Genomic DNA, 22,069 nt, shown 5'->3' with positions numbered 1-22,069 from the left:
AATTCAAGAGCTTTCATGCGTTTGGGAGATAAGGTTCCGTGGCCGAGTGGCTAGGCAGAGGTCTGCAAAACCTCGTACAGCGGTTCGAATCCGCTCGGAACCTCGGATTTTATAAAAGCAACAAATAGGTTGCATACATGTATTGCCATCTGATCTACCTTTTTTCTGGGAAATAGATCAGATGGCAATTTTTTTGCCTGAACATCGCATTCAACAAATGGTTATGAAGTCGAAATGTGCTTAAAACGAGGGTGTAATGCACTTACTTAGAATGTATATAAATAAAATTGAGGATTAAAAATATCTAAACCTCAATTTTTGCCTATCCAGCAATCGTGTCGTACTTTTGTGAGCCGGTAAAAAGGCATTAGTGAATATGTTAAAAAACTCAATTAATATATCTTTTAAAATGAGTCGCTTATCGAAGCTTTGCGGGGCGCTTTCCTTGTCTGTGGCGTTGCTGTTAGGGGGCCAGGCCGACGCGCAGGATTCGGTTGCGGCTGCGGGTGGCGGTCCTGCCGCAGCTACTCCGGCGGCCGCCAGTGGTGGCGACGCTGAAAAGGGGAAAGCGCTGTTCACTAACAACTGTGCGCAGTGTCACGCCGTGACTGATGAAGTGGTGGTTGGTCCAGGTTTGAAAGGGGTTCGCCAGCGGACACCAGGTGAAGACTGGCTGATCAAATGGATCCGTAACTCATCGGCAGTCATTGCCAGTGGGGATCCGTACGCCGTTCAGGTGTTCAACAAATTCAACAAAATTCAGATGTCGAACTTCCCGAACCTGACGGACGACGACATCAAAGGTATTTTAGCCTATATCGATCAGGCCAGTGCCCCTCAGGAAGCTACAGTAGGTGGAGCTGGTCAGGCACAGGCGCGTGGAGGTGGTGGCGCTTCCGCTGAAAACGGCGACGGATCGGCGGGCGGCCCTTCTGAACTCTTTACGTTCGTATTGGTGGCCTTACTTGTAGTGATGCTGCTTGTATTGGGAGTGTTATTGGTGATCGTAACGATCCTCTCTCGTGCCGTTTCTCCGGCCGCTACAGGAGAAGGAGCTCCAACAACAGTGCCTTTTACGCAACGCCTACGCGAAGGTTTAACCAACGCGGTTAATAATTCGACTCTCCGTTCAATCGTAATCTGGCTATTTATCTTCGTCGTAACCAAAGAGTCCGTTGATGGCCTCTACAGTATCGGTATTCAGCAGGGTTACGCACCAAAGCAACCCATTGCTTACTCGCACAAACTGCATGCTGGTCAATATAAAATTGACTGTAACTACTGCCATACGGGCGTAAATAAAGGTAAATCAGCTCACATTCCTTCGGCTAATATCTGTATGAACTGTCACGGTGTGATAAAGAAAGAATCACCCGAAATTCAGAAGATATACGCTGCCATTGAGCAAAATCGCCCGATTGAGTGGGTTCGCGTACACAACTTACCTGACTTCGCTTACTTCAATCACGCTCAGCACGTCAATGTTGGTAATGTCCAGTGCCAGACGTGTCATGGACAAATTGAAAAGATGGAAGTAGTTGAGCAACGGTCTTCCCTGACAATGGGATGGTGTATTGACTGCCACCGTAAAACTGAGGTGAACACAAAAGACAACGCTTACTACGATAAGTTGGTTGCCCTTCACCGTAAGGAAAGCAAAGAGCCGCTCAAAGTGGCTAATATTGGTGGTTTGGAATGTTCGAAGTGCCACTATTAAAATCAGGCTCGCAAAAAGGGTAATCATATCGTATCACAGCACGCATGGAAAATACAAACAAACGGTATTGGAAGGGTGTCGAGGAGTTGCGCAACGATCCAGCATTTGTAAAGAATGCAAACAGTGAGTTCGCAAATCCTGATGCAAATTCTGCTAGCGATCCGGATGGGTTGTTTGGAGGAAATACCCAACGCCGTGATTTTTTAAAAGCAATGGGCTTTAGTGTGGCCGCTGTTTCATTAGCGGCTTGCGAAGCACCAGTGCGTAAGGCTACCACTTACTTAAATAAACCTGAGCGGACTTTTCCTACTATCTCTGACTACTACGCTTCTACATACGTAGATAGAGGAGATTATGCCAGCATATTGGTAGAAACTCGTGAGGGTCGGCCAATTAAGGTTGAAGGTAACCCGTCTTCGTCAGTTACGTTTGGCGGAACTACTGCCCGGGCGCAAGCGTCTGTTTTGTCATTATATGATATAGACAAACTGAATGGCCCTCGCCGTGGCGATGCTGCGATCGATTGGGCTACTGTTGACCGGGAGATTATCAACCAATTGAATTCAGTTGCGTCGCGTGGTGGTGCTATCCGTATCGTTTCGTCAACAATTCTTAGCCCTACTACCAAAGCCGTTATCGCAGATTTTGTGGCTCGTTATCCGACAGCCCGCCACATTATGTATGATGCAAATTCGGCCTCAGGTATTATTCAGGCTAACCAGTTGTCGTTTAGTAGAGCGGTAATTCCATCGTACGATTTTAGCCGGGCTCAAACGATTGTCAGCATTAACGCTGATTTTCTGGGTACCTGGATTGCTCCGCTGGAACACGCAAAGCCTTATGCCTTGACGCGGAAAGTAGGGGCAATCGGCAATGGTAAAAAAGATATGTCCCGTCATTATCAGTTCGAGACGGGCATGTCAATGACGGGAGCAAACGCTGACTACCGGACTGCAATCAAACCTTCACAGGAAGGCCTGGTAGTCGCTGCACTGTATAATCGGGTGGCTGCGAAACTGGGTGGTACGCCGATCAGCGTTCCATCAGTAAACGTTGAAAACTTGGATAAAGCAGCTAATGATCTGGTCCGCGCCCGTGGTCGCGCCTTGGTTGTAGCTGGTTCTAATGATCCAAATATTCAGGTGGTTGTTAATGCGCTGAACAGCCTTCTGGGTAGTTACGGTACGACCATCGATTTAAACACGCCTGTCAATTACCGTCAGGGTAACGACCAGCAGTTTAACGCATTCATTGATGATGTAAAGGGAGGCCGCGTTGGCGCTGTCATGTTCTTTGCCGCTAACCCTGTGTATGATCATCCGCGTGGCGCTGAGCTAGCTCAGGCACTACCGCGGGTGGCTCTGTCACTGTCGTTTGCAGACCGTGCCGACGAAACAGCATCGCTTTGTAAATACATTACACCGGCTCCTCACTTTATGGAGTGCTGGGGGGATGCCGAGCCCAGACAAGGGTTCTATAGCCTTATGCAGCCGGCTATTACGTACATCTTCAAGACACGCCAGTTTGAGTCTAGTCTACTGACCTGGGCAGGCCGTCCAAATGATTATCAGACGTATCTAAAGAACTACTGGCGTACGAACTATTACCCGCAGGCAACAGGTTTCAACTCGTTTGACGCGTTCTGGATCAAAGCACTGAATGATGGTGTATTTGAACCAAACAAAGGACGTGCTGCGGCTGCTGGTAGTGCAACTTTCGCAGGCAATGTAGGGCAGGCCGCAGCTGGCATTGCTCAACGGTATAAGCCAACGGAAGGTATGGAGTTAGCTCTTTATGAGAGCGTCAATATCGGTACCGGTTCGATGGCTAATAACCCATGGCTTCAGGAAGTACCTGATCCGGTTTCGAAGGCCTGCTGGGATAACTATGCGGCTGTTTCTCAGAAAACGGCTAATGATTTAGGCGTACAGCAGAATGACTTGGTGACGGTAACGGTCAATGACAAATCGGTTGAACTTCCCGTTTTGATTCAACCCGGTCAGGCTGATAACACTGTTTCTATTGCCATTGGCTATGGCCGGGAAAAGGCCGGTAAGTCAGCGAACAACGTTGGTAAGAATGTGTACCCATTCGTAAGCGTTGTTAATGGTTACGTAACGTACGCTGCATTTAATGCCAAGCTAGAAAAAGCCGGAGGCTCACACGAGATTGCACAGACGCAGACGCATGATACCGTAATGGGTCGTCGGGCGGTTGTTCAGGAGGCTAAACTCGCTGACTACCAGAAAAACCCAATGGCAGGCCGCTATACGCCAAAAGTTGAAACTTCAGAAGGTCCAACTGACCCGACGAATATCACCCTATGGCATGGTTATGGTAAGCCAAATCATTCATGGGGTATGGTTATCGACCTGAACTCATGTATTGGCTGTAATGCCTGCGTAGTGGGTTGTATTTCTGAAAATAATATTCAGGTAGTCGGTCGCGAGGAAGTCATCAATCGTCGTGAAATGCACTGGATTCGGATCGACCGGTACTACAGCAGTGATGCCGAAGCTGAAGATGTAAAAGGATTGGAAATAGCTTCGGCTAACCCTGAAGTGACGTTCCAGCCAATGCTTTGCCAGCACTGCAGCAATGCGCCTTGTGAAACGGTTTGTCCAGTACTAGCGACAACGCACAGCACAGAGGGCTTGAACCAGATGACGTATAACCGTTGTATTGGTACGCGTTACTGCGCAAACAACTGCCCATATAAGGTTCGTCGTTTCAACTGGTGGAAATATTTTGACAATGATAATTTCGATTATCATTTCAACAATGATCTCGGTAAAATGGTATTGAACCCGGATGTAACGGTTCGTTCACGAGGGGTTATCGAGAAATGTTCGTTCTGTGTACAGCGTATTCAGGAAGGAAAACTGACGGCTAAGAAAGAGCGTCGTCGGCCACTACCGAACGAAATTCAGTCTGCCTGTGCACAAGCTTGCCCAACAAATGCCATCATCTTTGGGGATATGAACAATCCCGAAAGTACAATCTCACAAATCCTGGAGAAAGAGACAACTGGCCGGGCCTTCCATGTACTGGAAGAAATCAACGTAAGACCGCAGATTTCGTACCTGACCAAGATCCGTAACAAGGACCAGGTGCCTCAGCAGGAAACTCGTCAGGAATCGCAGGTGTAGAGTAAATTTGATTAAACGACTTAATTCGAAAATTCCATGCATGTTACATCAGCCGTAAGAACTCCGTTAGTCACAGGAGGCAAGACCTATGCCGACGTGACGGAGGATGTCAGCAGACAGGTAGAAGGCCGTCCTACTCGTGAGTGGACGATTGCTTTTACCATCTCGGTGATTGTGCTACTCTACGGAACAGCCTGCGTGTTCTGGACCTGGTGGGAAGGACTGGGCGTCTGGGGATTAAATAAAACCATTGGCTGGGCCTGGGATATTACCAACTTCGTATGGTGGGTAGGTATTGGTCACGCTGGTACGCTTATTTCAGCCATCCTGCTGCTGTTCCGTCAAAAGTGGCGGACGGCCGTTAACCGGGCTGCTGAGGCAATGACGATTTTCGCCGTTATTTGCGCAGCCAGCTTCATTCTGATGCACATGGGTCGTCCGTGGCTGGCTTACTGGGCGTTACCGCTTCCGAATACCTGGGGCTCTTTGTGGGTAAACTTCAAGTCGCCACTGGTATGGGACGTATTTGCAATCAGTACGTACTTTACAGTATCGCTTGTGTTCTGGTACATGGGTCTGATTCCTGATCTGGCAACCATCCGCGACCGTGCACGTAGTAAAGTATCTCGTTATATCTACGGAGCTTTATCGATGGGCTGGAACGGTTCGGCTAAAACGTGGGCTCGGTATGAGTACATGAGCTTGATTCTGGCTGGTCTATCAACTCCTCTTGTATTATCGGTACACACGATTGTAAGCTTTGACTTTGCTACGTCGGTAATTCCGGGTTGGCACACAACCATCTTCCCGCCTTACTTCGTTGCAGGTGCTATCTTCTCAGGGTTTGCTATGGTGCAAAACCTGATGCTTATTATTCGGGTCGTCTTTAAACTGGAAGATTACATCACGGTTGAACACATCGAGTCAATGAACAAAGTCATTACACTGACGGGTTCGATTGTAGGTGTTGCTTATCTGACGGAGTTCTTTATTGCCTGGTATTCACAAGTTGAGTTTGAAAGCTACGCTTTCATCAACCGGGCTACCGGTCCTTACTGGTGGGCTTACTGGGCGATGATGACCTGTAATGTAATTTCTCCTCAGCTTTTCTGGTCGCGGACAATTCGTCGGAGTGTAGTATGGACCTTCACATTGTCGGTTGTTGTAAACATTGGTATGTGGTTTGAGCGGTTTGTGATCATCGTAACCTCATTGCACCGCGATTACCTGCCGTCGAGCTGGGCCATGTTCCACCCAACCTTGTTTGACATCAGCGACTATATCTTCTCATTCGGGCTCTTCTTCACATTGTTCCTGCTGTTCTCTAAGTTCCTGCCGGTAGTGAACATGGCCGAAGTAAAAGCTATCATTAAGTCATCTTCTGAAAAACTGCCCAAGTCAGTATCAGGTGTGGCTAAAGGTGAGCGGGTAACGAATCCGGCATTTAATAAAAACGTAGAATAAAACCAGTTCAAAGCGGACAGTCTGTCATTTCGCAACAGGCTGTCTGTTTCAAACCCTAAGTGATAAACACTGAATATGGCAGATGTGAACGGTAACGGTAAGTTCCTGGTCGGCATTTATGATGATGACGACGTAGTACTGAAAGCCGTTAAAGATGTAAAACAGGCAGGTGTACGAATACATGAAGTTTACACACCTTTTCCCATTCACGGACTTGATGTTGCCTTAGGTCATCCTCGTACGCGACTGGGTATTGCCGCTTTCCTATTTGCTTTGAGCGGAACGACTACGGCGTTGTTGTTAACTGCCTATACGGAAGCGTTTGACTGGCCAATGATCGTAGGCGGTAAAGACTCATATTCATTTCCGGTTTATATACCGGTCATTTTTGAATTGACGGTACTATTTTGTGCACTCGGCATGGTGGGCACATTCCTGGTTTCCAACGGACTCGGGCCAGCAGTAAAGCCGTTAATGTTTGATCTGAGAACCACCGATAACAAGTTTGCAATGGCTATCGACTTGAGCAAAAACAAGCTTGCTGAAGGAGATATTGAGCAGATTTTAAGAAGCTCGGGAGCAGCCGAAGTAAACGTCAAACAGTTTTAATCAAGATTAACAATGATCACCAAGCATACGGGCATAACAGCGATAGTGCTCATCGGGTTGTTGGCTGGCGGAACCGCCTGCAAACGCGATCATGATGATACCGGGCTGGAATTTGCTCCTCAGATGTATGATCCGGTTTCTTATGAGCCATACAAGCAGGTCCGTCCTAACGAAGTTAATCCAACGGGATTAAATATGCGTGATCCGGCTCGTGGTACAGTATCCCGTCCAAACTATCATACAAGGTTTGGTGAAGGCGATACGACAACGACGGATCTGATGATTTACAATATACCTAAGGACAGTATTGCATTAGCCGAACGTGTATTGACTAATCCAATCCCTCAAACCGAACGGACTCTGGAGGAAGGGAAGATTCTTTACGGCCGCTATTGTATTCACTGCCACGGTGAAGGGGGTAAGGGAGATGGTCTGGTCGGTAAAGAGTACAAGGGGGTACCCAGTTACTCAGCTGATGCATATAAAAGCATGAATGACGGACACATTTTCCATGTAATTACGCACGGGAAAGGGCGTATGTGGCCACATGGCTCGCAGATGACTCCAGAAGAGCGGTGGAAAATTGTTCAATACGTTCACAAATTACAGCAAGGATAACCTTTTAGACAGTTGATTCCATACATCTGCGCTTTCTTAAAAGCTTGAGTTCGCGGATCGGCATCAAAGGTCAAACGTCTAAATTCAATACATAACTAAATGGCATCTGCTCACGCAATACCGTCACTGGATGAACAATATGAATTTACGCCGGCAGCAAAGCGTCGACTGTTAATTGGCATTGGTGCTGGCGTAGCTTTAGTAGCGCTCGGTTCTTTTCTATTGGCATCCGGCGCTGGTGCACATGAAACCCATGAAGTAACTCATGGAGTTGGCGCCAGCACAGGTGACGAGGGGGCGCACCATGCTTTCAAATGGACTACACGCTTATGGGCTAACGTCTGGTTGAATGCAATTTATTTCACTGGCGTTTCAGTGATTGGCATGTTCTTTATTTCCTATAATTATCTGGCACAGGCGGGCTGGTCATCGGCATTCAAACGGATTCCAGAAGCTATGCCTGCCTATCTGCCATTTATGGGTGTTGTGGTCCTTGCAGTTTTCTTCATTGCAGGTCATGATCTGTTCCACTGGACGCATGAAGGCCTGTATGATCCGCAGAGCAAAGAATACGATCCGATTATTGCAGGGAAACACGGCTTCCTGAATACCCCATTCTACGTAATTCGTGTTGTCCTGTATTTTACGCTGTGGTACGTTTTGTGGCGTATGTTGCGTAATTACTCCCTACAAGAAGACCTATACGGTGGAACCGACTACTATGAGAAAAGCATCAAGTTCGGGACTGCATTTCTCGTTGTTTTTGCCGTAACATCTTCTACGTCGGCCTGGGACTTTGTGATGTCAATCGACTCCCATTGGTTTAGCACCATGTTTGGTTGGTACACCCTGGCTAGCTGGCACGTAACGGGTCTTGCTGTTATTACGTTAACAGTTGTTACCTTGAAGGAGCGTGGTTATCTGAAGATTGTCAATGAGAGCCACTTACACGATTTGGGTAAATTTATGTTTGCGTTCAGTATCTTCTGGACCTATGTATGGTTTGCCCAATTTATGCTGATTTATTATGCTAACTTACCTGAAGAAACCATCTATTATAGAGAGCGTTTTAGCGGGTTTGGTGGTATCTATTTGGCTCCATTTTTTATTAATCTTCTTCTAAACTTTGCTTTTCCATTCCTTGTTCTTATGACAAGGGATGCAAAACGAACATATATATTTCTGAAGATTGCTGCATGGGGGATCATCGTTGGGCACTACTTCGATTTCTACACGAACATTATGCCGGGTACGGTTGGTGAGCACGGAGGTTTTGGCCCAATTGAATTTGGCATGATTCTGATTTTTGCCTGTGGGTTTATATGGACGTTATCAACTCAACTAACAAAGGCAAATCTGATTCCAAAGAATCACCCAATGTTAGAAGAGGCTTTACATCACGACATCTAGTTTAACTCCGTAACAAAATGGTTTATATCATCGCTTTATTATCGGTAATCTTTCTGGGATTGGCGGCATTGGTCGTGTCCCGGATGGCCGCTGTCGTAAAGAACGTTAACGGGCCTGTCGATGAGGAACGTATTGGATTAAGTAACCGTATCAACGGAGCATTATTTCTGATTTTTCTGGTATTTGGACTGGTTGGCGTAGTATGGTCGTTTGCCCATGCATCCAACTACTTCCTGCCAGAAGCATCTTCTCCGCACGGTCGCCGAACTGATTTCTTATTCTGGCTGTCAATGGGAATCATTACGGTAGCATTTTTTATTACGAATGCGCTGTTGTTTGTTTTCTCATTCCGATATCAGTATCGCCCAGGTCGCAAAGCATCGTATTATCCAGAAAACCACAAGCTAGAGCTGATTTGGACGGTCATTCCCGCGATTGTGATGGCGTTGCTAGTTTTTACAGGATGGCGTGCCTGGCGGGACATCATGTCTGAAGCTCCAGCCGATGCACAGGTAGTTGAACTGGTAGGAAAACAATTTAACTGGATTGCTCGCTATCCGGGCGTTGACGACAATAAGCTGGGAGCCTATAACTACAAGCTTATTGATAATAACAATGATACAGGTATTGATTTCTCTGATCCTGCTTCATTCGATGACTTTACGTCAACAACGGAGTTGCATATTCCGGTTAACAAGCCCGTACTGTTGAAAATCCGTGCACGTGATGTATTGCACAGCGTGTTTATTCCACACATGCGGGTCAAAATGGACGCTGTTCCCGGCATGCCAACGCGGTTCTGGTTCATTGCTGACAAAACAACGGATCAAATGCGCAACGAGTTGGGTAACCAGGATTTTGGTTATGAAATTGCCTGTACAGAAGTTTGTGGACGGGGGCACTTCTCTATGCGTATTCGTTTAATAGTTGAAGACGAAGAATCATGGAAGAAATGGTGCGCTGAACAAAAGCCACTCCTGACCTCATATCCTGAATATGCGTCACGTATTCCTGAAAACTTAAAAGCAAAAGCTGCTAAGTACTTGCCTGCAGTTGAAACTGCAACTCCATCTGATAGCACAACGGCTTCAACACAGCAGGGAGGAGGAGTATCAGTAGCCACCACATCGTTACGCTAATTAACAAACAACAAAAAACACTATGGCGACCGTAGCACAAAACACAGCGACTTTAGCTCATGTGGAAGAGCACGAGCACCACGAGCCGCACAGTTTTTGGCGTAAATACATTTTTTCGGAAGATCACAAGACAATTGCGAAACAGTACCTGATTTCTGGAATTTTCTGGTCTGTTGTCGGTATCAGCTTGTCGGTAATGTTCCGTCTTCAGTTAGGCTTCCCTGATATGAAGCTTAGCTTCCTGCGCCCAATTTTAGGTAGCTGGATCGATGAGACCGGTAAGCTAGATCCTGATTTTTATCTGGCGCTAGTGACTATGCACGGAACTATCATGGTATTCTTCGTGCTTACGGCCGGCTTGAGCGGTACATTCAGTAATTTCTTAATTCCGCTGCAGGTCGGTGCCCGTGATATGGCATCTGGCTTCTTGAACATGCTTTCTTATTGGTTCTTCTTTTTAGCCAGTGTTGTCATGTTTGTATCACTGTTTTTTGAAACAGGACCCGCTGCTGGTGGTTGGGTTGTTTACCCGCCTTTAAGTGCATTGCCGCAGGCGCATAAGGGCTCAGAAGCGGGAATGACGTATTGGCTTGTCAGTATGGCCCTCTTCATTGTATCGCAATTGCTGGGTGGTATTAACTACATCACTACAGTAATTAATCTGCGTACACGAGGAATGTCATTTAGCAAACTTCCTTTAACAGTGTGGGCATTTTTCCTGACGGCTGTTCTTGGCTTGATTTCATTCCCAGTATTATTGTCAGCTGCCTTACTGTTGATCTTTGACCGGAGCTTTGGTACAAGTTTCTATCTGTCAGAAATCTTCATTGGCGGTGAAGCACTGCCGAATGTAGGAGGTAGCCCTATTCTGTTCCAGCACCTGTTCTGGTTCCTGGGACACCCGGAGGTATACATCGTACTGCTGCCAGCACTGGGTATGACGTCGGAAATCATTGCAACAAATGCACGTAAGCCAATCTTCGGTTACCGTGCTATGATTGCCTCTATGATGGGTATCGCATTCCTGGCCTTTATCGTATGGGCGCACCATATGTTCGTAACAGGTATGAACCCATTCCTGGGATCGATCTTTATGTTCCTGACGCTGATCATTGCGGTGCCATCTGCTGTTAAAGCGTTTAACTACATCACTACGTTGTGGCGAGGTAACATTCGCTTTACTCCAGCGATGCTGTTCTCGATTGGTCTGGTGTCCTTCTTTATTTCAGGGGGGCTTACAGGTCTGATTCTGGGTAACTCTGCGCTTGACATTCAATTGCATGATACCTATTTCGTTGTTGCTCACTTCCACCTTGTAATGGGTGCGGCATCAGCATTTGGCCTGCTGGCTGGTGTTTACCACTGGTTCCCCAAAATGTTCGGTCGCATGATGAACGATAAGCTTGGATATATTCACTTCTGGCTTACTTTCATTGGCATTTATCTGGTGTTTTTCCCAATGCACTACATAGGTATCGCTGGATTCCCGCGTCGTTACTATGCTTTCACAAGCTATGATTTCACAAAGCATATCTTCAGTGATATGAATAGCTTTATTAGCGTAGCGGCAATTTTCACGTTCGCGGCCCAGTGGATATTTGTCTGGAATTTTGTGTACAGCATTTTCAAAGGAAGAAAGGCTCCTCAAAACCCGTGGAAGTCAAATACACTTGAGTGGACAGCGCCAATCAATCCAGGACATGGTAACTGGCCGGGAGAAATTCCGGCAGTATATCGCTGGCCGTATGACTATAGCAAACCGGGTGCGAAGGATGATTTCATCCCGCAAAACGTACCTTACTCGCAAACTCCGGAGTCAAATCTTCCGCATGAGAATGAGCTGATTCCGTTGGAGAAAGAGATCGAGGCTCAAAACTTAAATGACCAATTTAAGCAACCTCACTAATAAACATGAACAGCGATTCCGGAGTCTGGCGCTTCTGACAGTTATAGTTGTCTATCTGCTAATATTGGCAGGTGGAATTGTCAGAGGAACCGGCTCCGGGATGGGCTGTCCTGACTGGCCGAAATGTTTCGGTCGTTGGGTTCCTCCAACCGATATATCTCAACTACCGCCCAACTATCAGGAGATATACGGAGCTAAATTAAAGGGCGAAGTCGTATTCAATGCTGTAAAAACTTGGATTGAATACGTTAACAGGCTGTTAGGTGTTTTTTCTGGCCTACTCGTTTTCGCCACGCTGCTGGCATCGATTCCTTATCTTCGTAAAGACAAACCTGTATTTTGGGGTAGCGTCGCTGCTTTTTTGCTAATCGGCGCAAACGGTTGGCTAGGATCCAGGGTTGTAGCTACTGAGCTTGCTCAGTACATGATTACACTACATTTGTTACTGGCCATTCTGGTCGTTTTTGCGCTGATTTTTGTACTGATCCGTTCAAGCGCGGCTCGTCTGGATGTACAGTCAACGGGCGTCAAATCGAACAGAATAAATTGGTTACTGATCGTTACGGTAGTATTGACACTTGGGCAAGTACTGCTGGGTACGCAGGTTAGAGATGCATTGGATGAGGTTGTTAAGCGGCTTGGCTACAGCCAACGAGAGCAATGGATTGAAAACCTCGATTGGCGTTTCTATATCCATCGTTCGTTTTCGATAGTGATTTTAGGATTTCATATCGCGGTTGTGTTTCAACTCCACAAAGTGCGGGAAGTGAAAGTTTTAGATCAACTATTCAAAGGGCTGATTGCTTTGGTAATTGCCGAAATAGCAACAGGTGCGATAATGGGTTACTTTTCAGTACCAGCTTTTGCCCAACCTATTCATTTATTACTGGCGGTGATTATGATTGGGGGGCAATTTATTGGATGGCTGTTGTTAAACCCTAAATTTATTTTATCTAAACGGGCTGAAAAGCAGCATCGTTTTATACCAGTTTAAGATGGAGAAATTACTGTCCTTAGACGTAATAAGCGACAAGGCTAAAGCATACTTTGAGTTGCTGAAAATTAAGCTAACGTTAGCCGTAGTATTTTCTGGGGTATTTGGCTACGGATTGGCAGCAAATCAAATTGATTGGTTGAAAATTGTAGTTCTGATTATTGCTTCAATCGCTATAACAGGAGCAGCCAATATAATTAACCAAATTATTGAGAAAGACTCAGACAAGGTTATGAAACGAACCGCAGGTCGGCCATTGCCAACTGGACGGTTAAGCATTAACGAAGCAGCAGTCTTTGCCTTTATTTTGTTTAGTATTGCCTGTTACCTGTTTGTCGTGTGTTTTAATGTGAGAGCCGCAGCACTGGCTGTTTTATCATTACTACTATACGGTTTTGTATATACACCGCTTAAACGAAAAGGCCAAATAGCGGTATTTGTAGGCGCTTTGCCAGGTGCTTTTCCACCTATGATTGGTTGGGTAGCAGCGACAAACCATTACGGGTTAGAACCGGGTATATTATTTGCCATTCAATTTTTCTGGCAGTTCCCACATTTCTGGGCAATCGGTTGGCTTGCTTTTGACGAGTATAAGAAAGCAGGCATTCAAATGATGCCAGGTAAGGAAAAAGATACCCAGACGGCGTTCCGGATTATGATCTATACGCTGTTTTTGATACCTGTTGGTTGGCTGCCGTATATGCTGGGCATAACCGGTATCAATTCAGCTTTAGTAGCAATGGTGGGCGGAATCTTGTTCCTGGCGCAAACGTTTCACTTAATGAAGACCTGTACAGACAGGGCAGCCTTACAAATGATGTTTGGATCATTGCTTTATCTGCCGGTTGTACAGATTGTTTACTTACTGGATAAGGTTTAACAAATCATGAGTGACGTAGCAAATCATATTACTATCGTGGAGGAGCCGGAAGAAACCCTCTCCATGAACCCACGAAAATTCATTTTGTGGCTGTTTATAGTCAGCATCATCATGTTGTTTGCAGCCATGACGAGTGCGTATCTTGTAAGGCGGGCTGAAGGAAACTGGCTGGAATATACAATCCCTCCAATATTTACCTACAGTTCAATTGTATTAGTCGTTAGCAGCCTAACGATGCACTGGGCGTATTTATCCGCAAAAAAAGACAATTTTGCCAGTCTTAAGACCGCAATAACTGTTACTTTTGCACTTGGAATGGTATTTCTGTACATGCAGTTCCAGGGCTGGGTTGAGCTTGTTAACCAAAAAGTTTTCTTTGTTGGCAATCCGGCCGGTTCGTTCATGTACGTTTTCACAGGTTTGCATGCTTTTCACCTCATTACCGGTTTGTTTGTTCTGGTATTTGCGTTGGTGGCTGCTTTTCGCCTGCGAATCCACGCCAAAAGCCTTGAGCAAATCCAGATTGCAGCCTCTTACTGGCATTTTCTGGACATTTTGTGGTTGTATTTGTTTATCTTTTTAGTCTACTTTCATTGATAATTACTTAGACGCATGGCGGCTACTGTGACGACCGAGACTGTACCTTCTGATTCAGCGCAGGCATTCGACAAGAAAACCTGGATGGGTGGTGTCGAGCCAATGAATGCCAGTTATGGCAAGCTGATGATGTGGTTCTTCCTGATTTCCGATACCTTCACGTTCTCGGCCCTGCTGGTGACGTACGGTCTGATTCGATTCAGCTATCCGGCCTGGGATCCAGCAATCTACGGGGAAGTGTTCAAGTTTTCGAACATATACTGGCCTGTACCAGAGAAAGTATATAACGCTGTGCCATTCCTGCACGGAGTTGATGCACCGCTGGTATTCGTTGGTATCATGACCTTTATCCTCATTTTCAGTAGCGTAACAATGGTACTGGCAGTTGAAGCTGGTCACCGGATGGATCGGGCTGATGTAGAAAAGTACATGTTGTGGACGATTCTCGGTGGGCTAACCTTCCTGGGAAGTCAGGCGTGGGAATGGTCTCACTTTATCCACGGTACGGAACAGGGAACGGTTATCAGAGAGTTAGTCGCTGGGCAGTGGGTAGAACGTACGATCTTTGGCGCTAATCTGGTTGAGAACCAATACGGGCCTCCAGCGTTCGCTGATCTGTTCTTCTTCATTACAGGTTTCCACGGAACACACGTATTTAGTGGTGTAGTGTTAAACATCCTGATCTTCTACCGGGCAGCAACCGGTCTGTATGATCGCCGTGGTCATTATGAAATGGTTGAAAAAGTAGGTCTCTACTGGCACTTTGTTGACCTTGTTTGGGTATTTGTCTTTACCTTCTTTTACCTGGTTTAATAACCACCTTTTCTGATATGGCTAATTACGCACATAACACAGACGGTCATAATCACGGAGGCACAGAAGTAGCGCCCCCGCAAACGGCCGTAATCTGGCGCACATTCTGGGTGCTAGCTGGTATTACCGCCCTTGAATTTGTTACCGCATTCTTGTTTCCGGCGGGTACATTAAAGGTTGCCATCTTTGTAGGCATGACAATTGTCAAAGCCTTCTATATTGTCGGTGAATTTATGCACCTCAAGCATGAAGTTAAAAGCCTGATCTGGGCTATTCTCGTACCAACAATTTTTGTTGCATGGCTTCTAATTGCCTTGTTGGTGGAGGGTGGCTCCATTTTCCAATTGAGGTAACATATGAATACTAAATGGAAAGCCGGGATTCTAGTGGCTACGCTGCTGGTCCCGGCTTTGCTGTATCTATTTCTTCGGTTTGGTACCCAAAACCACTACGTTTTACCACGGTATTTGCCCAAAATTGATTCAACATCAGGAGAACCGCTGATGGGTAAGGTGATTGGCCCTGATGGCACTGAGCAAACAGATACACTGTATAATCACATTCCGCCATTTCGATTAATTGATCAAAATGGAAAAGTGATAGACAATTCGGTCGTGAAGGACAAGATTTACGTTGCTTCCTTTTTCTTCACCCGTTGCGGAACAGTTTGTCCAAGGATCTCATCGCAGCTTACACGGGTTCAGGATATTTTCCGGGATAATCCAAATGTTGTATTTCTGTCGCATACTGTCGACCCGGAACATGACAAGCCAGAGCAACTAAAAGCATACGCTCAGAAGTACGACGCTATTCCAGGGAAGTGGTACTTTCTGACTGGTAATAAGGTAGATATCTATAATTTAGCTATGCGGGGCTACTATCTACCAGCGGTTGACGCTGGAGTCAAGAATGGTAATCCGGACGAAACTTTTATCCATAGCGAAAAGTTGGTATTAGTAGATAAAGAAGGCATAGTCCGGGGTTTTTACGACGGAACTGATAAGAAAGACGTTGACCGGCTGGTGCTTGAAATCAGGGTGCTGTTAGACATTTACAGCAAACAATAAACTCACCAATCATGGAAACGCTACAACCTGTTCAGGAACAGAAAGCGAACCGGCTCATTAATATTCTTTCGCTGGCCATACCATTGGCCGTCGCCATATTACTAGGTATACGTCAGAAGATAGACTTAGGATATTGGACAACGTACCTGCCGCATATCAATGGTATTGTAAATACCGCAACATCTGTATTACTGATAGTAGGGTTGTACTTTATTCGGCAGGGGAACGTATTGGCGCATAAGCGGACAATGCTAACGGCTTTTGGTCTCGGTTCGTTCTTCCTGGTTAGTTATGTACTCTACCATTTGTCGAATGAATCGACTCCGTTCGGAGGAGAGGGCTGGATAAGACCGGTATATTACTTTTTGCTTATTTCACATATCGGTTTGTCAATCGTAGTTGTTTGGTTTGTACTGAGGGCTGTTTACTTTGCCCTGAGCGGTCAGATCGCAAAGCACAAACAAACAGTGAAATACGCGTATCCAATCTGGCTGTATGTCAGCATTACGGGTGTAATCGTTTATCTACTGATTAAGCCGTATTACGTTCATTAAATTAAAAGCGATGAAAAGTTGGAAAGTGTGGATATTACTCATCGTTTTACTGGCCGTGTCGCCTGAGTTAATGGCTCAGTGCGCAATGTGCCGGGGAACGGTTGAAAGTACCGTCAGCAATGGTCGGAGCGTCGTTGCTTCAGAGTTAAATATTGGTATCCTGTATCTTCTTTCGGTGCCGTATCTGCTGGTAGCCGCAATTGGTTATCTGTGGTACCGCAACAGTAAGAAAGAGTATGGGCAACGTCTCAAAATTGCAAGCCGCGTTAAACGGGCTATGTCCCAGATGTAGGCAAGGAAAGATTTTTGAAAAGCCATTTTATTCACTGACTGGCTTTGACAAAATGTATGAATTTTGTCCACACTGCGGACTACGTTACGAAGTTGAGCCAGGGTATTTTTACGGCGCTATGTTCGTGAGCTATGCCATATCGGGTGGTGTGGCACTGGTCATTGGTTTTATATTGTTCTATCTGGCCAATGATCCCGATGGTTGGCTATATGTAGCCGTGATCGCTCCCGTGATGATTATCATTGCCCCAATAAACTTTAGGGTTTCAAGAGTTATCTGGCTGCATTATGTTTCAGGTATAAAATATCAGCCTGATTTGTAGCTGGCCAACAAATTCTTCAAGTGCAGATTTTGACTATCTAGAAGTTAGGTCAAAATCTGCACTTTTTTTTTATAACTGATGCAACCTACCTTCAGTCGATATGCATCTTACCGCTGAAACCTAAACAGACATGCTCCGAATTATACCTTTTTTCACAACTGAAGCGCAGCTGGTATCAGCGTTGAAGCGGGGTGAAAGCCGCGCGCATAAGGTTGTGTATGAGCGGTACGCCGGAAAAATGCTGGCTGTCTGTACTCGGTATTGTTCGAACCGCGCGGATGCAGAAGAAGTGATGATTGATGGGTTTATGAAGGTATTTGAGAAGATAGAGCAGTTTCGGGAAGATGGCAGTTTTGAAGGCTGGATACGCCGAATCATGGTTACTGAGTCGCTTATGTTCCTGCGCCGGAATCGCCAGTGGCGGCAGGAAGTTGCAGTAGATGAAATGACCGATGAACCCGACTATGAATGGGCCGATACGGCTGTAAATGAAAATGACCTGCTACGCATGGTGAACCAGCTCCCCGACGGCTACCGTACAGTGTTTAACCTGTATGCCATAGAAGGGTATTCACACGCAGAGATCGCCGACATGCTGGGAATTTCGGAAGGAACATCAAAGTCGCAGCTAAGCCGGGCAAGAATCCTACTGCAAACGAATCTGAAAAAATTGGAAAAAGATTTTACCAATGAGAAAACATACCGAAAAGCCGCCTATTGACGATCTATTTGCCCGAAAGCTGGGTAATATGTCGTTGACACCCGGCAACGATGCTTGGGAGGCATTGCAGGAACGGCTGGGCCAGAAAAAACAACGTGTAGTGATCTGGCGTAATCCTGTACTATACAGGTATGCAGCCGCGGCCGCCTGCCTCATCCTGGTCGCGCTGTTTGGCTGGTTATACTGGCCTGCCGAAACCAATATGCAGGTCCAACATCAGCAAGTAGCAGTAAGCACTCAGAAGCCGGTTCAATCCACAAAAAAACAGGAGTCTGAAAAAAGCGAACAGCCTGAACAGAATTTGCCTTCTACTCAGACTAACGCACAAACTGAGCGGCCCGTTGAGCAACTGGCTGACGTTCGTAAACCTGGCCGCTCCGCTAATTTTAATAAAAGCAAAGCGTCAGTGACGTCAAGCCCAAATGACAATCTGGAAAAAGTACAACGTAGCGAAGAGCCAATTATCGCGAAGAGCGAGCCGGTAAAAGCGCCGGTGGAACAACCGACGACTGTAAGTAGTGAACCGGTAGTGGCCGCGGCAAAACCAGCTCCGACAGCCGACCGGGTATTGGTTGTAACGATTGCTGAGCCGGATGCGCTCATTGCGGCACGACAAGCTGCTCAGGAAACCGAAGAAAAGGTAGTAGTAATGAATCCTGAAGAAACAAAACGGAAAGGGGTAAAGAAGCTGCTAGACCAACTACAGCGCGTCAAACAAGGTGAAGTTGCAGTTGCCAAAAGAGATAATGAGCAGGGGACGCTACTGGGTTGGGCCTACCGGGGCATTAAACAGAGTTTTGAAAAAGATAAATCAGACAAGTAATGAAGCGTGTATTGCAAATAGCTATTTTGGCCCTGGGTGTATTTACATCCGTACGGTCACAGGCAACTACGCTAGGTGACTCGTTGGTGGTGCGGTTCGCCAACCGGACCCGGCTGGTCATCTACGCCCCCGACAAGGCCGGTATCAAAGCACTTTCCGCATATGACCTGAATAAAATTGTTCGGGAGATGGGTATGCAACTCGATACGTTGCCAGACGGTAAAACAGCCGTATCGGTAGGCGAAGTTGAAGGAGAAAAATACCTGAAAGACACTGTTCTGGTGATAACGAAGCGGAAAGGAGATGTTAATGTCGTCATAAAGGGAGGACGTTCAAATGCCGACAGTACTGACAACGAAGATGATGACTACCGACGTACACAACTGCGGTATCGTAACCGACGAAGTGGTTTCAATATCCAGACTGACGTAAATGTTGGGCTAAACACCTTACTTACCGAGTCGCAACTGGCAGCATATCCTTCAGACCAGTACGGGCTGCTGCCGTTGGGTTCCCGATACATTAGCTTCAGCATAGGTCAGCATCCGACGTTGGTCCGTGGTAAAGTTGCTAAGTTGAGCGTGTACTACGGGGTTGAGCTGGCCTGGAATAATTACATGTTTGAAGAGGATGTAGTTGTTCGAAGAGGACTAGACAGAGTGGATTTCGTGCCCATTGTCGAACCTATAAAAAAAACGAAGCTGACGGTCTGCTCAATTAACTTACCCGTAGTGCCGCGAATAACGTTTTACACCGGCTCCAATCGGAAAGCGTTTCATCTGGGCGTAGGGGGATTTGTTGGATATCGGCTGGATAGCTACACCAAAATTAAATTTACATCTAACGAGAAAGAGCGCGAGCACAGCAACTTCTATCTGAACGATCTTCGCTACGGTCTGATCGGGCATCTGGGAATTTTACGGGCCAATCTGTTCGTTAAATACGACCTGAACCCGGTGTTCAGAGATGGAAGAGGGCCGGATGTCCGGTCGCTCAGTTTTGGGGTAACGTTGTAGATCGTGTGGAAATAAGAACAATAGCTGTTATTGGCTGCGGGTGGTTGGGCGCACCGCTCGCTCAAAAATTGCTGACGCAGGGGCACCATGTCAAAGGCAGTACAACGTCCGAGACAAAGCTGCTGAAGCTACGTCAGAAGGGAATTGATGCGCATCAGTTACTGTTGCAGCCACATCCAGAGGGAGACTTAAGTTATCTACTGGAAGCGGATACGGTTGTGATTAATATACCGCCAAAAGCAGGGAAAATGGGTGAAAATTTTCACCCGCAGCAAGTACTACACCTGTACAATGCCTTAAAAGAATCGTCGGTACAGCAAGTTTTATATGTTAGTTCAACGTCGGTATATCCCGAATTAAGTCGGGAGGTTCGAGAAGAAGATGTTACCGGGCCGGACCAGTCAGCCGCCCCAGCGTTGGTACAGGCCGAACAAACAATTCAGGCTTTATCCCCGAAACGGACGGTCACAGTTGTGCGGTGTGGTGGCTTAATGGGCTACGATCGTATTCCGGGGAAATACGTTGCCGGTAAGACCGTCGATACGGGCTCTATTCCGGTTAACTATCTCCACCGCGACGATGCCGTCGGCATTTTGGCGATGCTGATCGAGCAAGGTCAGACAGGAGTTTTCAATTCCGTGGCACCACTTCATCCGACGCGGGAGTCTATATACCGAAAAAGCTGCTCAGATTTTAATTATGAGCTACCCACATTCGTTGAACCGCCAGAACCTCTTCCATACAAAGTTATCGCCGTAGAGAGGCTAATTCAGACTATAGGCTATGAATTCGCCTTTCCTGACCCATTAGATTTTCTGTATAGTTCAGGAACGTAGAAGTCGGGTAAGCCGTGGCCAGAAGAAGCCACCAGTGGATGTCGTATTCTTCATTACAACCCGATGGAGTGCTCCCAGGAACATATAGTATCCCTGTGCATGCCAGGCCCGAAAACGCTCGCTGACGGCCGGATTGTGCGTTGGTAGGTAGGCTAGGAGTTGATCCAGTTCAAAGCGATCAGCCGCGATTCCTACGCCCGCCCGCTGGCCATCCAGTGCATTGCAGGCCTGTTCGTAATGGTTTGGCTGTGGAATCATCAGTGCAGGCTTACCCAGGTAAAGCGCTTCACAAACGGATTCAAAACCGGCCGTCGTGACAATTGCCGTGCAGCGTTCCATAAAGTCGAGGAAGCGCTTTCCGTTAATAGCGTGATACGTCAAGGTCGCATCGACGGGCTCGTCGGGGTGTTTAACTCCTCCATGAAAGCCTTCAATTCGAACATCAGGGTGCTTTTGATGGGCTTTCTCCAGTTCAACCTTTAGGCCGGCCTGCGTGACGTAAGCAAGCAGGAAGGGCTCCGTAACAGGTTTGCGTTGGGTAACCTCCTGGCGAAGCAGGGGCGGGACTACGCGCAGCCGCTGAGTAGGTACGTTCGCTTGCTTATCGAACGATAGGGCTAGTAGCTCAGTGGCACCGAGAGCCGTCAGCCGGGAGTTGACTTTGAAAACGAGACGATCGAACCACCGCCGACGCGGGAACGGAAAATCAGGGTGGAACGAGAGATACTGGTGGGCAATACAAACCATCGGCACCGACGGACGTAGCAGCGCATAAGTTAAGCCTCCCAGCATCTCGTAAAAATTTACGACAACATCGGGGCGGTGCGATTCGATGAATGTATGGACCTGCCGAATGCTCTTCCAGAAGGGCCTGGCATACCGTATTGCCTGAACCGTTGTTTTAAAAGGCTCCAGCTCGTTTGTACCTGCATTGTAAACCAGCCCAGGACTAAATATGGGCGTAATAGGCGCTTTAAACTGTTCGCTGAAAAACGCAGGAACGGGCCGCTCTTCGGTTACACCTACCAGAGCGCCAATCACGTCATGACCGGCCGTATTCAGAATTTGCGCCAGCGATAAAGCCTGCGTCAGATGACCCCGGCCTTCGCCCTGCACTAAAAAAAGTACACGCATAATTGGAA

General features: G+C 46.8%; 22 protein-coding genes and 1 tRNA gene. 22 read left to right on the top strand and 1 reads right to left on the bottom strand.

The window, feature by feature from the left end; translation table 11 throughout:
* Positions 1 to 32 precede the first annotated feature (32 nt).
* The 22 genes from BN8_RS25940 (at position 33) to BN8_RS25835 (ending at position 20,927) form a co-directional block, all read left to right on the top strand.
* Positions 33 to 103 (top strand) — tRNA-Cys (locus BN8_RS25940).
* Between the two features lie 306 nt (positions 104 to 409).
* Positions 410 to 1,717 carry a c-type cytochrome gene (locus BN8_RS25935; protein ID WP_229368322.1) on the top strand — a complete coding sequence of 436 codons (1,308 nt, stop codon included), beginning with the start codon at positions 410 to 412 and terminating at the stop codon, positions 1,715 to 1,717.
* Positions 1,718 to 1,761: 44 nt separating this feature from the next.
* Positions 1,762 to 4,866, top strand: a complete 3,105-nt coding sequence (locus BN8_RS25930) for a TAT-variant-translocated molybdopterin oxidoreductase (RefSeq protein ID WP_009284918.1) — start codon at positions 1,762 to 1,764, stop codon at positions 4,864 to 4,866.
* A gap of 36 nt (positions 4,867 to 4,902) precedes the next feature.
* The gene (gene nrfD / locus BN8_RS25925; RefSeq protein ID WP_009284917.1) at positions 4,903 to 6,330 is read left to right on the top strand and encodes an NrfD/PsrC family molybdoenzyme membrane anchor subunit; all 1,428 of its coding nucleotides are present in this window, start codon (positions 4,903 to 4,905) and stop codon (positions 6,328 to 6,330) included.
* Positions 6,331 to 6,405: 75 nt separating this feature from the next.
* Positions 6,406 to 6,939, top strand: coding sequence for a DUF3341 domain-containing protein (locus BN8_RS25920; RefSeq protein ID WP_009284916.1), 534 nt, complete (start codon positions 6,406 to 6,408; stop codon positions 6,937 to 6,939).
* A gap of 12 nt (positions 6,940 to 6,951) precedes the next feature.
* Positions 6,952 to 7,557: a c-type cytochrome gene (locus BN8_RS25915; protein WP_009284915.1), complete on the top strand. Its 606-nt coding sequence runs from the start codon at positions 6,952 to 6,954 to the stop codon at positions 7,555 to 7,557.
* Between the two features lie 99 nt (positions 7,558 to 7,656).
* Positions 7,657 to 8,967 (top strand): hypothetical protein, encoded by a 1,311-nt coding sequence (locus BN8_RS25910; protein WP_009284914.1) that lies wholly within the window; start codon positions 7,657 to 7,659, stop codon positions 8,965 to 8,967.
* Between the two features lie 17 nt (positions 8,968 to 8,984).
* Complete coding sequence (locus BN8_RS25905; RefSeq protein WP_009284913.1) at positions 8,985 to 10,106, top strand: cytochrome c oxidase subunit II; 1,122 nt, start codon at positions 8,985 to 8,987, stop codon at positions 10,104 to 10,106.
* 22 nt (positions 10,107 to 10,128) lie between these two features.
* Entirely contained in the window at positions 10,129 to 12,012 is a 1,884-nt protein-coding gene (locus BN8_RS25900; RefSeq protein WP_009284912.1) for a cytochrome c oxidase subunit I, read from the top strand.
* Entirely contained in the window at positions 11,987 to 13,006 is a 1,020-nt protein-coding gene (locus tag BN8_RS25895; RefSeq protein WP_009284911.1) for a COX15/CtaA family protein, read from the top strand. The genes BN8_RS25900 and BN8_RS25895 overlap by 26 nt, the downstream gene beginning before the upstream one ends.
* Before the next feature lies 1 nt (position 13,007).
* The gene (cyoE, locus tag BN8_RS25890) at positions 13,008 to 13,886 is read left to right on the top strand and encodes a heme o synthase (RefSeq protein ID WP_009284910.1); all 879 of its coding nucleotides are present in this window, start codon (positions 13,008 to 13,010) and stop codon (positions 13,884 to 13,886) included.
* A 6-nt stretch (positions 13,887 to 13,892) separates the two neighbouring features.
* Positions 13,893 to 14,483, top strand: coding sequence for a cytochrome c oxidase subunit 3 (locus BN8_RS25885; protein WP_009284909.1), 591 nt, complete (start codon positions 13,893 to 13,895; stop codon positions 14,481 to 14,483).
* Positions 14,484 to 14,498: 15 nt separating this feature from the next.
* On the top strand, positions 14,499 to 15,296 hold the full coding sequence (locus BN8_RS25880) for a cytochrome c oxidase subunit 3 (RefSeq protein ID WP_009284908.1): 798 nt from the start codon (positions 14,499 to 14,501) through the stop codon (positions 15,294 to 15,296).
* Positions 15,297 to 15,313: 17 nt separating this feature from the next.
* Positions 15,314 to 15,649, top strand: coding sequence for a cytochrome C oxidase subunit IV family protein (locus BN8_RS25875; protein WP_009284907.1), 336 nt, complete (start codon positions 15,314 to 15,316; stop codon positions 15,647 to 15,649).
* Positions 15,650 to 15,652: 3 nt separating this feature from the next.
* On the top strand, positions 15,653 to 16,363 hold the full coding sequence (locus tag BN8_RS25870; protein ID WP_009284906.1) for an SCO family protein: 711 nt from the start codon (positions 15,653 to 15,655) through the stop codon (positions 16,361 to 16,363).
* A gap of 11 nt (positions 16,364 to 16,374) precedes the next feature.
* On the top strand, positions 16,375 to 16,917 hold the full coding sequence (locus tag BN8_RS25865) for a DUF420 domain-containing protein (protein ID WP_009284905.1): 543 nt from the start codon (positions 16,375 to 16,377) through the stop codon (positions 16,915 to 16,917).
* A 10-nt stretch (positions 16,918 to 16,927) separates the two neighbouring features.
* On the top strand, positions 16,928 to 17,209 hold the full coding sequence (locus BN8_RS33980) for a CAMCR motif-containing small membrane protein (RefSeq protein ID WP_009284904.1): 282 nt from the start codon (positions 16,928 to 16,930) through the stop codon (positions 17,207 to 17,209).
* The gene (locus BN8_RS25855) at positions 17,154 to 17,531 is read left to right on the top strand and encodes a DUF983 domain-containing protein (RefSeq protein ID WP_040006534.1); all 378 of its coding nucleotides are present in this window, start codon (positions 17,154 to 17,156) and stop codon (positions 17,529 to 17,531) included. Before BN8_RS33980 ends, BN8_RS25855 begins: the two co-directional genes overlap by 56 nt.
* 130 nt (positions 17,532 to 17,661) lie before the next feature.
* Complete coding sequence (locus tag BN8_RS25850) at positions 17,662 to 18,252, top strand: RNA polymerase sigma factor (protein WP_009284903.1); 591 nt, start codon at positions 17,662 to 17,664, stop codon at positions 18,250 to 18,252.
* Positions 18,253 to 18,280: 28 nt separating this feature from the next.
* A complete protein-coding gene (locus BN8_RS25845) occupies positions 18,281 to 19,075 on the top strand; it encodes a hypothetical protein (RefSeq protein WP_144051808.1) in 795 nt (264 codons plus the stop codon).
* Complete coding sequence (locus BN8_RS25840) at positions 19,075 to 20,091, top strand: outer membrane beta-barrel protein (RefSeq protein WP_009284901.1); 1,017 nt, start codon at positions 19,075 to 19,077, stop codon at positions 20,089 to 20,091. The genes BN8_RS25845 and BN8_RS25840 overlap by 1 nt, the downstream gene beginning before the upstream one ends.
* A gap of 5 nt (positions 20,092 to 20,096) precedes the next feature.
* Entirely contained in the window at positions 20,097 to 20,927 is an 831-nt protein-coding gene (locus BN8_RS25835; RefSeq protein ID WP_009284900.1) for an NAD(P)-binding domain-containing protein, read from the top strand.
* On the opposite strand, the gene BN8_RS25830 is transcribed toward BN8_RS25835, so the two are convergent.
* Positions 20,916 to 22,061 (bottom strand): glycosyltransferase family protein, encoded by a 1,146-nt coding sequence (locus tag BN8_RS25830; RefSeq protein WP_009284899.1) that lies wholly within the window; start codon positions 22,059 to 22,061, stop codon positions 20,916 to 20,918. The two genes, BN8_RS25835 and BN8_RS25830, sit on opposite strands and share 12 nt — an antisense overlap.
* Positions 22,062 to 22,069 lie beyond the last annotated feature (8 nt).

This window comes from Fibrisoma limi BUZ 3 (genome assembly GCF_000296815.2).
Taxonomy (GTDB): Bacteria; Bacteroidota; Bacteroidia; order Cytophagales; family Spirosomataceae; genus Fibrisoma; species Fibrisoma limi.
Note: the sequence above shows the minus strand (reverse complement) of the source record. Positions and strands in the feature narration are given on the sequence as shown.